General features: G+C 72.2%; 13 protein-coding genes and 1 riboswitch. Of the genes, 10 read left to right on the plus strand and 3 right to left on the minus strand.

Annotation, left to right across the window (positions count from 1 at the left end; translation table 11 throughout):
* The first annotated feature begins 4 nt into the window (after window positions 1-4).
* Both sigK and ACXJKF_RS07910 read left to right on the plus strand, forming a co-directional pair.
* Window positions 5-580: an ECF RNA polymerase sigma factor SigK gene (gene sigK / locus ACXJKF_RS07905; RefSeq protein WP_456787188.1), complete on the plus strand. Its 576-nt coding sequence runs from the start codon at window positions 5-7 to the stop codon at window positions 578-580.
* A complete protein-coding gene (locus ACXJKF_RS07910) occupies window positions 577-1,512 on the plus strand; it encodes an anti-sigma factor (protein ID WP_456787189.1) in 936 nt (311 codons plus the stop codon). The genes sigK and ACXJKF_RS07910 overlap by 4 nt, the downstream gene beginning before the upstream one ends.
* A gap of 731 nt (window positions 1,513-2,243) precedes the next feature.
* On the opposite strand, the gene ACXJKF_RS07915 is transcribed toward ACXJKF_RS07910, so the two are convergent.
* Entirely contained in the window at window positions 2,244-2,924 is a 681-nt protein-coding gene (locus ACXJKF_RS07915; protein WP_456787190.1) for a fasciclin domain-containing protein, read from the minus strand.
* A gap of 179 nt (window positions 2,925-3,103) precedes the next feature.
* On the opposite strand from ACXJKF_RS07915, the gene ACXJKF_RS07920 reads away from it, so the two are divergent.
* The 3 genes from ACXJKF_RS07920 (at window position 3,104) to ACXJKF_RS07930 (ending at window position 5,936) form a co-directional block, all read left to right on the plus strand.
* The gene (locus tag ACXJKF_RS07920) at window positions 3,104-5,014 is read left to right on the plus strand and encodes a cytochrome c biogenesis protein DipZ (protein ID WP_456787191.1); all 1,911 of its coding nucleotides are present in this window, start codon (window positions 3,104-3,106) and stop codon (window positions 5,012-5,014) included.
* 125 nt (window positions 5,015-5,139) lie between these two features.
* A riboswitch (cyclic di-GMP riboswitch) is annotated at window positions 5,140-5,214 on the plus strand.
* Window positions 5,215-5,229: 15 nt separating this feature from the next.
* On the plus strand, window positions 5,230-5,376 hold the full coding sequence (locus ACXJKF_RS07925; protein ID WP_456787192.1) for a hypothetical protein: 147 nt from the start codon (window positions 5,230-5,232) through the stop codon (window positions 5,374-5,376).
* A 182-nt stretch (window positions 5,377-5,558) separates the two neighbouring features.
* The gene (locus ACXJKF_RS07930) at window positions 5,559-5,936 is read left to right on the plus strand and encodes a hypothetical protein (protein ID WP_456787193.1); all 378 of its coding nucleotides are present in this window, start codon (window positions 5,559-5,561) and stop codon (window positions 5,934-5,936) included.
* Between the two features lie 48 nt (window positions 5,937-5,984).
* Here the strand turns inward: ACXJKF_RS07930 and ACXJKF_RS07935 are convergent, their stop codons facing one another.
* Complete coding sequence (locus tag ACXJKF_RS07935) at window positions 5,985-8,525, minus strand: flippase-like domain-containing protein (RefSeq protein ID WP_456787194.1); 2,541 nt, start codon at window positions 8,523-8,525, stop codon at window positions 5,985-5,987.
* A 184-nt stretch (window positions 8,526-8,709) separates the two neighbouring features.
* Here ACXJKF_RS07935 and ACXJKF_RS07940 point away from each other — a divergent pair, with 184 nt between their 5' ends.
* Window positions 8,710-9,303: an HdeD family acid-resistance protein gene (locus ACXJKF_RS07940; protein ID WP_456787195.1), complete on the plus strand. Its 594-nt coding sequence runs from the start codon at window positions 8,710-8,712 to the stop codon at window positions 9,301-9,303.
* Window position 9,304: 1 nt separating this feature from the next.
* Here ACXJKF_RS07940 and ACXJKF_RS07945 read toward each other — a convergent pair whose 3' ends face one another.
* On the minus strand, window positions 9,305-10,138 hold the full coding sequence (locus ACXJKF_RS07945; RefSeq protein WP_456787196.1) for a CPBP family intramembrane glutamic endopeptidase: 834 nt from the start codon (window positions 10,136-10,138) through the stop codon (window positions 9,305-9,307).
* A 110-nt stretch (window positions 10,139-10,248) separates the two neighbouring features.
* On the opposite strand from ACXJKF_RS07945, the gene ACXJKF_RS07950 reads away from it, so the two are divergent.
* The 4 genes from ACXJKF_RS07950 to ACXJKF_RS07965 are packed head-to-tail and all read left to right on the plus strand — an operon-like array spanning window position 10,249 to window position 12,848.
* The gene (locus ACXJKF_RS07950; protein WP_456787197.1) at window positions 10,249-10,887 is read left to right on the plus strand and encodes a hypothetical protein; all 639 of its coding nucleotides are present in this window, start codon (window positions 10,249-10,251) and stop codon (window positions 10,885-10,887) included.
* Window positions 10,880-11,182: a transcriptional regulator gene (locus ACXJKF_RS07955; RefSeq protein ID WP_456787198.1), complete on the plus strand. Its 303-nt coding sequence runs from the start codon at window positions 10,880-10,882 to the stop codon at window positions 11,180-11,182. The genes ACXJKF_RS07950 and ACXJKF_RS07955 overlap by 8 nt, the downstream gene beginning before the upstream one ends.
* Window positions 11,179-12,078 (plus strand): ABC transporter ATP-binding protein, encoded by a 900-nt coding sequence (locus ACXJKF_RS07960; RefSeq protein WP_456787199.1) that lies wholly within the window; start codon window positions 11,179-11,181, stop codon window positions 12,076-12,078. Before ACXJKF_RS07955 ends, ACXJKF_RS07960 begins: the two co-directional genes overlap by 4 nt.
* Entirely contained in the window at window positions 12,075-12,848 is a 774-nt protein-coding gene (locus ACXJKF_RS07965; RefSeq protein ID WP_456787200.1) for an ABC transporter permease, read from the plus strand. The genes ACXJKF_RS07960 and ACXJKF_RS07965 overlap by 4 nt, the downstream gene beginning before the upstream one ends.
* Window positions 12,849-12,851 lie beyond the last annotated feature (3 nt).

Raw genomic sequence — 12,851 nt, forward strand, 5'->3', positions numbered from 1 at the left:
CCGCGTGGAGCGAGGACCGGACGAGGCCGACGCGCCCCGCTCCGCCGAGTCCCTGCTCTCGGACGTCGCGCGGGGCGACGACTCGGCGTTCGCCGTCCTGTACGACACGCTCGGCCGTGGCGTGTTCGGCACCTGCCTCGGTGTCCTGCGGGACCCGGACCACGCCGCCGAGGTCGCCCAGGAGGTGTGGGTCGAGGTGTGGCGCACAGCCGCGCGGTTCGACGCCGCCCGCGGCTCCGCCCGCACCTGGACCCTCACGCTGGCCCACCGGCGGGCCGTCGACCGCGTCCGCTCCGTGCAGGCGCAGCGCGACCGCGACCAGCGGGTCCTCGACGGGAGCGCCGAGCGCGAGTTCGACGTCGTCGCCGACGAGGTCGAGTCGGCCCTCGAGCAGGTCCGCGTCCGCGACTGCCTCGGCACCCTGACCTCCACGCAGAAGCAGGCGGTCGTCCTCGCCTACTACGGCGGACGGACCTACCGTGAGGTGGCCGACGAGCTCGCCGCGCCGCTGCCCACGGTCAAGACGCGGATCCGGGACGGCCTGCTGCGCCTGCGCGACTGCCTGGKGGTGACGTCATGACGACCGGCCCCTCCTCGTCCTTCCCCGGCGACCCGTTCTCCGGCGGTTCCTCCGGCGACGACGTGCGCTCGCTGCTCGGCGCCTACGCGCTCGACGCCGTCGACCCCGACGAGCGCGCCGCCGTCGAGCACCTGATCGCCACCGACCCGACCGCCGCCGCCGAGCTCGCCCAGCTGACCGCCGTCGCGGCGACCCTGGGCGACGCCGTCGCCGGTGAACCGCCCGCCGCCCTGCGCGCCTCGGTCCTCGCCGCGATCACCGGCGTCCCCCAGGTCGGCCCGCTCGCGGGCCCGGTCGGTCTCGCCGCGCCGGACGCCGTCGCGCTGGACGCCGTCGCGCCGAACGGCGGCGTGCCTGATGCCGCCGCGCCGGACGCCGTCGCGCCCTCGCCGTCACTGGGCGCGGCCGACGCTTCCGATGCTTCGTCGGCGTCGGCCGTGCCGGCCGACCAGCCGGGAGTCACCCACCTCGCCGACCGCCGCCGGCCGTCGCGCACCCGCTGGCTGGCCGTCGCCGCCGCGCTCGTCATCGGCGCCGCCGTGCCGACCGCGCTGGCGGTCCAGCAGGCGCAGCGGGCGAACGAGGCCGAGCAGCAGCAGCAGGCGCTCGCCGACCTGCTGACGGACCCGTCGGCCGTCGTGGTGCACGGCGACGTCACCGGTGGCGGCACCGCGACCGCGATCCTCACCGACGACCGCGCGCTGTTCAGCGCGACCGGCCTGCCCGACCCCGGCGACGACAAGGCCTACCAGCTGTGGGTCGTCGACGCCGACGGTGCAGCGTCCGCGGGCGTGCTCGCCGACGACGCCGGCTCCGTCCGCCAGCTCGCCGACGAGTTCTCCGCGGGCGACGCCCTGGCGATCACCGTCGAACCGGCGGGCGGCTCCACCCAGCCGACGACAGACCCCCTGGTCGTCCTGACCGCCACCTGACCGACATCTCGCCATTCGAGCGTGAGCGACGAGCGTGCCTCGCTCAGCGGGCGCGACAGGTGTCAGGACGATGCTCCGGGGGCTCGACGGAGCGCCACCACGAGTCATCGACCCGCAGGTCGTTCGTGAGTTCCTCGCGCGCCCGGACGTGTGCGACAGGCTCGCGGGGAAGCCGCACCCTGCGGTCGAGCACGTCGTGCGCAAGACCCTCCGGCCAGACGTGCACGCCGTCGGTCAGCTCGAGGTTGCCGCTGGTCGTGTTCTTGCAGAGCCGGCACGGGGGGTATCCCATGAACGCTCGGGCGACGAGACCGTGCTTCAGGTAGAGGCCGACGTCGTACCGCTCGTCGTCGGCCAACCCCTCGTCGACGAAGTCACGGGCGTCCGGCCAGTCTCGCGCGCCACAGCCGCCGCTCCCAGTACCCCACGAGGCGGAGCGGCCCGTCGAAAGAACTCCGCGGAGACACGGTGCCGGAGACCGGACGAAGGACGATCGGGAACTCCCGCCCAGACCGGCAGTTCCCCGCGAGAACGGCACTGTGAACTGCCGTTCTCGCGGCGAACTGCCGTTCTCGCGGGGGACGGGCGGGGATCGCCGGGGGCGGGTGGGGCCGGACGCGACGGAGCCCCCTCGCCGTACCCTGCGWGGGGGCTCCGCGGCCCGCCCGGCGTCAGGGGTGCCGGGCGTGCGCAGACGGACCGGCCGCCGCAGCGACCGGCCCGCCGGGTCGTCACATCGTCGGCATGAGCACCGCGTCGATGAGGTAGACGGTCGCGTTGGCGGTGTGGACGCCGCCGCAGATGACGTTGGCGCCGTTGACCATCATCGAGTCGCCGGAGCCGGTGACCTCGACGGTGCCGCCCTGCACGGTGGTCTGCGTGCCGTCGACCATGTCCGGCGACAGCTGCCCGGGCACCACGTGGTAGGTGAGGATCGAGGACAGCGTCGCGGAGTCGGTCTTGAGGGACTCGATGGTGGCGGCGTCGATCTTGGCGAACGCGTCGTCGACCGGCGCGAACACCGTGAACTCGGCGCCGTTGAGGGTGTCGACGAGGTTGACGTCGGGGTTGAGCTGGCCGGACACGGCCGCCACCAGCGTGGTGAGCAGCGGGTTGTTCGACGCGGCGACCGCGACGGGGTCGGTGGACATGCCGGTCACGGAGCCGGGGCCGTCGGGGACGGCGGCGGCGTAGTCGGCACAGCCGGGGCCGACGAGGTCCATTGCGGGGTCGGCGGTCATCGCGTCCTCGCTGGGCATCTCCGACGGCGTCTCCATGGGCGCCTCCATCGTCGCGGACGAGTCGGAGCCGGCGGTGTCGTCGGCCGAGCCCGAGCTGCAGGCGGTCAGGGCGAGGCCCGTGACGCCGGCGAGCAGGACGGCGGCGATGCGGGTGCGGTTCGTGGTGCGCATGGTGGCTCTCCCTTGAATCTGGGTCCGGGTGGGTACCCGCCCGGTGATCTCTCGGGTGGGGTTCGGGGCGGTCCGGGGAGCGGATGGGTGGGATTGCCGACGAGTTCTCGAGGAGGTGTCGATCCGTTCTCGACGGCGGCTTGACCCATCCCCGGGGGGTGCGGCGGCGAACCTCCGCCATGGACCTGCTCACGCTCGCGCTCATCGGCCTCGTCGGTGGCCTCATCACCGGCATCTCGCCGTGCATCCTGCCTGTGCTGCCCGTCGTGTTCTTCGCGGGCGGCGTGGAGGGTGCACGCGGGCGACCCACTGTCAGGACGGCAAGCAACGGCCGAGGCGCAGCCGGCTCCGTGGGGGCGATGGCACAGCCGTCGTTCCTCTCGGGCGGCGCCGGATCGACCGGAACCGGCAGCAGCGGGAGCGGGACCGGCGACTCAAACGCCGGCAGCGTCGCGACCCTCGACCGCCCCGCCGCGTCGTCGGACGACCGGCGGCGTGACCGCGTCGCCGCCCGCCGCCCGTACCTGGTCATCGCGGGGCTGGTCACCAGCTTCACGCTGGTCACGCTCGTCGGCACGGTGCTGCTCAACCTGCTGGGCCTGCCGCAGGACCTGCTGCGCTGGGCGGGCATCGCGGTGCTGGCGCTGCTCGGCGTGGGGCTGCTGGTGCCGCGGTTCGAGGAGGTCCTGGAGCGCCCGTTCCAGCGGCTGACCCCGAAGCGTGCACCGGGCGCTGCCCGCGGGGGCTTCGTGCTCGGGCTCGGGCTCGGCGCCGTGTACGTGCCGTGCGCCGGCCCGGTGCTCGCTGCGATCACGGTGGCGGGCGCGACGGGCTCGGTGGGTCCGGGCACGGTGGTCCTGACGGTGTCCTTCGCGCTCGGCGCGGCGATCCCGCTGCTGGTCCTGGCGCTGGCGGGGCGTCGGGTGGCCGAGCGCATCGCCGCCTTCCGCACGCACCAGCGGGGGATCCGGGCGGCGGGCGGGGTGCTGATGATCGCGCTGGCCCTCGCGCTGGCGTTCAACCTGACGGACGCGATCCAGCGAGCGCTGCCCGGCTACACGGAGTCGCTGCAGGCGAGGGTCGCGGCGAACGAGACCGTGCGCGAGCAGCTGGACCTCGGCGGGCTGGTCACGGACGAGAACCGGCAGCTGGCCGAGTGCAGCAACAACTCGGCGGAGCTGGAGGACTGCGGTCCGGCGCCGGCGATCCGCGGCGTCGACACCTGGCTGAACACGCCGGACGGTGCACCGGTGGACCTGGCGGACCTGCGGGGCAAGGTCGTGCTGCTCGACTTCTGGGCGTACTCCTGCATCAACTGCCAGCGCTCGGTCCCGCACGTGACGGCGTGGGAGGAGGCGTACCGCGACGACGGCCTGGTCGTCATCGGTGTGCACACCCCCGAGTACGCGTTCGAGCGCGAGACCCGCAACGTCGTCGACGGCGCGCAGCGGCTCGGCATCACGTACCCGGTGGCGCAGGACAACGCGTACGCCACGTGGACCGCGTACCGGAACCGGTACTGGCCGGCGCACTACCTCATCGACGCCGACGGCCAGATCCGTCAGGTGTCGCAGGGTGAGGGCGGGTACGCGCAGACGGAGTCGCTGATCCGTGAGCTGCTCCAGCAGGCCGATCCCGGGGTGGACCTGCCGGCCAGGACTCAGGTCGACGACACGACGCCGGAGGGTGACGTGACGCCGGAGACGTTCCTGTCGGTCAGCAAGAGGTCGAACGTGGCCGGCGACTACCGCGAGGGCGAGGCCACGTACACGCTCCCGACGGACCAGGCGGCGGACACGGTCGCGTTCGGCGGCACGTGGACGACGGACTACCAGGGCGCGACGGCGGGCTCTGACGCGGCGCTGCGTCTGCGCTATCACGCGAAGGTCGTCCAGGTGGTGCTCGGCGGATCCGGGAGCGTCCGGGCGACCGTGCGGGACGAGGACGGTGAGGTGGTGGACCGCGTGGAGGTGGCTGTCACCGGCGCGCCGCGCGCGTACTCCCTGGTCACGGACGAATCCGTKGGTCGGGGGACCGTCGAGCTCTCGGTCTCGGAAGGCGTCCAGGCCTTCTCGTTCACGTTCGGGTGAACGCGTGCGCGGAGTATTCCGAAACTATCGGTGATACGTCCGACCGGGTGAAATGGACGCATGTCCGATTTTGGTCCGTTGACACGCTTCCACGGACTCTCACGTTGCTCTAATGTCTGACTTGTCAGCGAAAACGGCAAACCCTCTGCAAGGAGGGGACGCAAAGCCACGGGACCTACAGGGTCAGCCGGGCTACCGAACAGACAGGACCTGTCATGGACCAGCGTGGGTACTCAACAGACCCGTCCGAGACCTCCACCCCGGCTTTTCCGGCTCCCCGCGTCAAGGCGTGGGCCGGGCTCGCTGCTCGTCGCAGCGTGATCGAGCTGGTGCCGGCGCAGCGGGAGCACGCGGCGGCTTGAGAGCGGTCTTACCCCGATATCCCTGAGCTCTTCCAGAAACCCCTCGGACCCTTCCGGTCCGGGGGGTTTCTGCGATGTCGCAGGTCAGGCGGACAGGGTTCTCGCAATTCGGGCGACTCGTCGGTTAGCCTCTGCCCAGCGGGCTAGCCAGTCGAGGACAGCCGCCGTTGAGAGAAGGTCACATGGACAGCTTTGCACAGTGGTTCTGGCTGCTGATCTGGTGGTTCCTGTTCTTTGCCTACCTCGTCATCCTCTTCCAGATCATCGGGGACCTCTTCCGCGACCACGCGCTCAGCGGGTGGTGGAAGGCGCTGTGGATCATCGGCTTGATCGCCGTCCCGTTCCTCATCGCCCTGATCTACATCATTGCTCGTGGCAAGGGGATGGCCGAGCGGCAGCTCCAAGCAGTCCAGCAGGCCAAGTCCGACACCGACAGCTACATCCGTGAGGTGGCGGGCAAGTCGCCCGCCGAGCACATCGCGGACGCGAAGGCGCTGCTCGACGCCGGCACGATCGACCAGAACGAGTTCGCCCAGCTGAAGGCCAAGGCGCTCGCCTGATCGACTCCTCCGGGCCGGCACCGCACAGGTGCCGGCCCGGAGGTGTGTCTACAGCTCGCCGGTCTTCTGCAGGTACCGCATCGCCGCCCACCCGATCGGGATGCGCAGCCAGTACGTGGCCACCCGGAACAGCACCGCGATCGACGTCGCGATACCGGGGTTGATGCCGGTGATGCTGGTGAGCGTGCCGGCGAGCGCCAGCTCGATGGTKCCCATGCCGCCGGGGGTCGGGACCAGGGCGCCCGCGGTGTTGCCCGCGAGGTAGACGAGCGCCACCTGGATGAGGCTGGCCTCCTGCCCGAACGCGGCGAGGCTGGCGTCGAACGCGAAGATGAAGCCGAGCGTCATCAGCAGGTTGCCGCCGACCGCCAGCGCCAGGCGCCACGGCTGACCGAGCACCTCGATGAGACGCGGCCACGTCTGCCGCAGGGTCGGCATGGTCTTGGCGAGCACCCACTGGCGCACCTTGGGCACCAGCAGCCCGGACGCGATGAGCGCGGCGACGATCCCGATGGCGAACAGCACGACCGGGGAGATCGGCAGGGCGGACTCGCCGGAGCCAGACGCGATGCTGAGTACCAGGAGCAGGGCCAGGGTGACCACGAACTGGCTCACCTGGACCAGCGCGACGGTCGCGGCCGAGAGCGTGGTCGACACGCCGCGGCGGGTCAGCATGCGCAGGTTCAGGGCTGCCGGGCCGATGCCGGCGGGAGCGGCGAGCCCGACGAACGTGGCGGCGGTCTGCACGAGGGTCGCGCGCCAGACGGGCAGCTTGACCGGGGAGAACGCGACGAATGCGAGGGCGGCACCGAGGAGTGTGACGAGACCCAGCAGGAAGGCGACGACCGTCCAGCGCCAGTCACCCGTGGAGAGGGCGGAGGTGATCTCGTCGACGTTGATGCTGGTGATGACGAAGACGATGGCGACGATCGGCACCACGATGGTCAGGACGGTGCGGGCACCGAACCGGACCAGCTGCTGCGGCTCGACGTCGGCCTCGGGCAGGTGCGCCACGAGTGCGGACCGCAGCTCGGCGAGCACCTTCTTGTTCGCGCGCATCTCGTCGCGGGTGAGGCGCGGCAGCGTGATCATCTGGAGCAGCGGGCCGATCGCAGCGAGGTGCTCGTCGGGCAGCACGGTGGCGGCGGAGTCGAGTGCGCGCGAGGCGCCGACCCGCAGGGCGAGCAGCGCCAGCAGCTGGGTGACGTCCATCCGCCGTGCCAGGTCGGAGGAGGCGACGTCGCCCTGCTCCCAGCTGGTCAGCCAGACGATCGGGCGGCCGACGACGGTCTCGACGAGCAGCACGTCGCTGGTCAGCGACCGGTGCGCGATGCCGGCGTCGTGCGCGAGCTGCAGCTGCGCCCAGATCTCCTGGAGCACCTCGTCGGTCAGCTGCTCGGGGTCGAGGTCGCTCAGCGGCACCGCGCGGTCGGGCCGCTCCTGGACGAGCAGCATCGAGTCGTCGGCCTCGGCGATGCTCAGCAGCCGGGGCGTGCGGACCCCGGCGGCGCGGGCGGCGTAGGCCAGCAGCGCAGCACGCTCGGCCGCTTGGCGCAGCGACACCACCGAGCGGCCCTCGATCCCGCGCATCCGCAGCGAACGCCACAGCCGGGTCAGCATGCCGACGACCTGCCGGTCGCCGTCGATGACCACGAGGTCGAGCTCCTCGTGGTCGCGCGTCGTCAGCTCGTAGAGGCGGTGGTCGGTGGATCGGGTCAGCGCTCGGGCCGCCTGGTCGCCGTCGAGCTCGACGCCCTCGTCGGCTGCGGACCCGGTGGTCTCGTCGGCCACCCGCAGGAGCCGCACGGGCTCGAACCCGGCCCGCCGGACGCCGGCCACGAGGCTGTCCCCGTAGGCCCGCTCGGACAGGACGCCCGACAGGTACCGCACCGCGAGGCCCGTCACGCGACCGATCAGGAAGGAGACGACGAGGCCGGGCAGCGACACCCCGGCGGTGATGAGGAGGACGCCGACGGCGACCCAGAGCAGGTTCCACGACCACTTGACTGTCCGCCGCCGACCGCGCGGACCCACCACGGTGAGCAGCCCGACGAGCAGCGCGACGTACCCGGGGAGCGTCACCACCCAGCTGCCGTTGACCCGGATCGCCATCCCGATGACGAGCTCCTCGGAGCCGAAGGACTCGATGGCCCACAGGGCGGCCACGTTGAGGACCAGGGCGACGAACGCTGCGATCAGGCCTTCGAGCAGCTGCCGGCCGAGGCGCCGGAAGGCGAGCTCGGTGATGACGGCGAGGGGCACGGCGAGCGTCACGAACATCTCGAGGCCGACGCGCGGGACGAACAGGATCCGGTTGAGCAGGCTGGCGAAGCCCTGGACGTCCTCGGCCACCCCCGACGTCGTGTTGTGCGCGTACGTCGCCAGGACCAGGACGAGCGCGATGCCGAGGACCGACAGCACCATCCCCAGCAGGTCGCTCGGGTGGTGCACGCGGACGTCGCGGACGTCGACGATCTCGACCTCCGCCGCCGGCTCCTCGGGGGCCGGCGCGGCGTCGTCGACGGACGCGGGGACGTCGGCCGCGGTCCCCGCGTCGACGTCCGCGCGGCTGGCGGGCGTCGCGGACATAGGGGCGAGTCTAGGCAGCCGTGCCGCTGGCGCCCGTCAGGGCGGCTCTGCGCTGTCGATCTGCTGGTTGACCTGCCGTTACGGACGTCTCCGCGCGTCGGGGCGGTTCGTCCGGGTCGTCCACTACCGTGGCGCTCATCGGCTCCTGCCGACCGCGTCGAACCGACTCCCTGTGGAGGCACCGATGTCAGACGACCTGACCACCGCCGACGTCACGTCCGCGCTGAGCCGCCGCTCCTGGTGGCTCCCGGTGCTGCGCGGGGTGGTGCTGCTGGTGCTGGGCCTCCTGATGCTCGTGCAACCGCTGTGGTCGGTGACGGCTCTCGTCTGGATCTTCGGCATCTTCGTGCTGCTGGACGGCATCGTCACCGTGGTCCAGTGGTTCGTGAACCGCAAGGAGCCCGGAGCGGGCTGGTTCCTGCTGTCCGGCCTGATCTCGATCGCGTTCGGTGCGGTGGTCGTGGTGTGGACCCCGGAGACCGCCCAGATCCTCTTCTACCTGATCGCCGGGTGGGTGCTCGTCCTCGGGATCCTCGGGATCATCGCGTCGGTCGTGCTGTACCGGGCGCGGGACGCCGGCTGGACCTGGGTGCTGACCTTCGGGCTGGTGAACGTCCTGTTCGGCCTGCTGCTGCTGACGCACCCGCAGGAGTCCGTGAAGGTCGTCGTCGTGCTGCTGGGGTTGTTCGCCTTCGTCGGCGGCGTCGTCCTGGTGGTCAGCGGATTCGCGACGAAGCAGGTGGTCAACGAGCTGGGCACCAGCTCGGCGACCGTCTGACTCAGTTCAGCCCGATCGCCGCGATCCACGCGGCGGGGATGAGGGAGTAGCCGACGAACACGACCGTGTCCATGATCGTGTGCGCCATGACGAGCGGCATCACCCGCCGCTTGCGCCGGTAGTACTCGGCGAACAGCAGACCCATGATCGCGTTCCCGACGAACGCGCCCCAGCCCTGGTACAGGTGGTAGGAGCCGCGCACGAGCGCGCTCGTGATGACGATCGCGGGTGCGCTCCAGCGCAGCTCGCGCAGTCGTTCCATGAGGTAGCCGACGACGATGACCTCCTCGAGCAGCGCGTTCTGCAGCGCGGCGAGGAGCAGGACCGGGATGGTCCACCAGGCGGCGTTCAGTGCGGCGGCCTGCACCTCCACGGCGAGCCCGAGGGTCCGCRCGAGCGCGTACAGGCCGAGGCCGGGGATGCCGATGGCGGCGGCGAGCCCTGCGCCGATCGCGAGGTCCCGCCACGGGCGCGTGAAGTCCAGCCCGATCCGGCGGACCGCGGACTTGCCGTTGGCGGACAGCAGGTAGAGCGCGAGCGCGACGGGGACCAGCGCGAAGCCGACCTGCAGCAGCTGGTAGGTCAGGTCGAGCCACGGGCGCGGCGACCGGCTGGGGTTCAGCGTGGTCGTCTGGTCGCCCAGCGGCGGGCCAGCGGTGAGCCGGTCGATGAGGTTGACCACCGCGTAGAGGCCGGACTTGCCGAGCGACAGGCCGAGGACGATCCAGATCTCGGTGGTGATCCGGCGGCGGTAGGCGCGCGGGGAGGGCGGTGGTGCGCTCCCGACGGTCACGGCGTCGTCCGGGCGCGCGTCGGCGGGTGGCAGCGCTGTCATGCCCGAAGCGTAGGCCGCGTGTCTGGATGCCACCTGGACGCCGCCTGGGGAGGGGGTTGCCAGGATCGGACATGGCAAAGTAGTTTGTGGTGCAAACCTCAGGAGGAGCGATGACGACGGACGATCCGCGACCCGACGCCGATGCCGCGCCGGACCTCGCCGACGCGCTCGCGATCATCGCCGCGCAGCGGGCGCGCGCCGAGGACACCCGTCCGTCGGGCGCCCTGCTGTTCGGGCTGTGGGGCGCCGCCTGGCTCGTCGGCTACGGCGCGCTGTGGCTGACCACCCGCGACGACGGCGACGCGTCGGCGCTCGCCGTCGGCATCGCCATCGCGGGCGGGGTCGTCGCGCTCGTCGTGACGGTCGTGCACGTCATGCACCGGACGCGCGGCATCGCCGGGGCGAGCGCTCGGCAGGGCGCCCTGTACGGCATCGCGTGGCCCGTCGCCTTCCTGGCGCAGAGCATGATCGTGGGCGGTCTGTCGCAGGCGGGGGCGTCCGGCGAGGTGGTCTCGCTGGCGGCCAACGCGATCGCCGCCCTGGTGGTCGGCCTGCTGTACGTCGCCGGGGGTCTGCTCTGGGACGCGACCTCGATGTACGTGCTCGGCGCCTGGATGGTGCTGACCGGCGCGGTGGCGGCCCTCGCGGGATTTCCCGACGCGTACCTGGTGATGGCGCTCGCCGGCGGCGGAGGGCTGCTCGTCGGCGCGCTCATCCAACGGACAGCGACGGTCCGCTCCCGTGCCTGACGTCGAGCTGGACCCCGTCATCCACGCCCAGGCGCGGCTGCGCGTCGTCGCCACCCTGGCGTCCCTCGGCGCCCACGACCGCATCGCCTTCCCGCGGCTGCAGAAGCTGCTCGACATGACCGCGGGGAACCTCTCCACCCATCTGCGCCGACTCGAGGAGGCGGACTACGTGCTGATCACGAAGACCCATGAGGGCCGGACCCCGGCCACCTACGTGGAGCTGACGCTGGCCGGACGGCTCGCGTTCCAGACGTACACGCAGTCGCTGCGCGCGCTGCTGGGCGGTGCGTCATGACCGCCGTCGTGGAGCTCACCGGCGTGACCCGCACGTTCGGCGCGGTCACGGCGCTCGACGACGTGTCGCTCACCGTCGGCGAGGGGGAGCTGGTCGGGCTGCTCGGCCCCAACGGCGCCGGCAAGACGACCCTGCTCAGCCTGGTCAGCGGGCTGCGTCGCGCGGACTCCGGCACGGTCCGGCTGTTCGGCGCGGACCCGCGCGACGCGTCGTCGCGGATCGCGCTGGGCACCACCCCGCAGGAGACCGGCCTGCCGCCGACGCTGACGGTCGGGGAGGTCGTGGACCTCGTCGCGAAGCACTACCCGTCGCCCATGACCCGGGCCGAGGTGCTGTCGCGGTTCGGGCTCGAGGACCTGGTCGCGCGGCAGACCGGTGGGCTGTCCGGCGGGCAGAAGCGGCGGCTCGCGGTCGCCCTCGCGCTGGTCGGGCGGCCGCGGCTGGTGCTGCTCGACGAGCCGACCACCGGCCTGGACGTCGAGGCGCGGCACATCCTCTGGCAGGCGCTGCGTGACTACCACGCCGACGGCGCGACCGTGCTGCTGACCAGCCACTACCTGGAGGAGATCGAGGCGCTCGCGCAGCGGGTCGTGGTCATCGGCGGCGGTCGCGTGCTGGCCGACGACAGCCTGCAGTCGGTGCTCGGGCTCGTGGCGCTGCGCCGCGTGATCTTCACGCTGCCGGGTGCCGCGGCGGACGACCTGGCACGGCTGCCCGGTGCGTACAGCGCGCAGCAGGGTGCCGACGGCCGGTGGACGGTGCTGGCGAGCGACGCGGACCGCCTGGTGCGCGCGCTCGTCGTCGATGACGTCCCGTTCCGGGACCTGGAGCTGCGCGGCGCATCGCTCGAAGAGGCGTTCCTGACCCTCACGTCCGAGAAGGAGGCCGTCCGATGACCACGGTTCTTGCCCCGCGCCCGTTCTGGGCACTGGCCGTCGTGCACGCGAGGTTCCAGTTCCTGGAGACCATCCGCATCCCCATAGCGGTGATCGGCAACCTGCTGTTCCCGCCGCTGGCGCTGCTGTTCTTCGTCATCCCGCAGCGCGCCGTGGCGGACGACCCGGGGATCGCCACCGCGGCGGTCGCTCAGCTCGGCGTCTTCGCGGTGATGTCCACGTGCCTGTTCTCGTTCGGCGTGGGCGTCTCCGAGGACCGCGCGATGCCGTTCGACCCGTTCCTGCGCACCCTCCCGGCCGGCGCCGGGCCGCGGCTCATGGGACGCGTGCTCAACGGGGTCCTCTGGTCGTACCTCGCCCTGGTGCCGCTCGTGCTCCTGGGGGCGTTCCTGACGGCCGCGACCGTGACCCCCACGCAGGCCCTGGCCGCGATCGTCATGGTGCCCGCGGTCGCGGTGCCGTTCCTTCTGCTCGGGCTGGCGATCGGGTACCGGCTCAGCTCGAAGGCCGCGATCGCCGTGGTGCAGGCGACCCTGTTCCCGCTCGCGTTCGCCGGTGGGCTGTTCCTGCCGCCGGAGGCGTTCCCCGCGTGGCTCGACGCCCTCTCGAAGCTCCTGCCGTCGCGGGCGGCGCGCGACCTGGCCGTGCAGGCGGTCACCGGCTACCCCGCGTACGGCTACGCGCTGGTGGTGCTCCTGGCGTGGACGGCGGCGTTCGCGGCCATGGCGGTCACGGCGTACCGACGCGACGAGGGCCGCCGGTTCCACTGAGCC

The organism is Cellulomonas sp. P5_C5 (genome assembly GCF_054049655.1).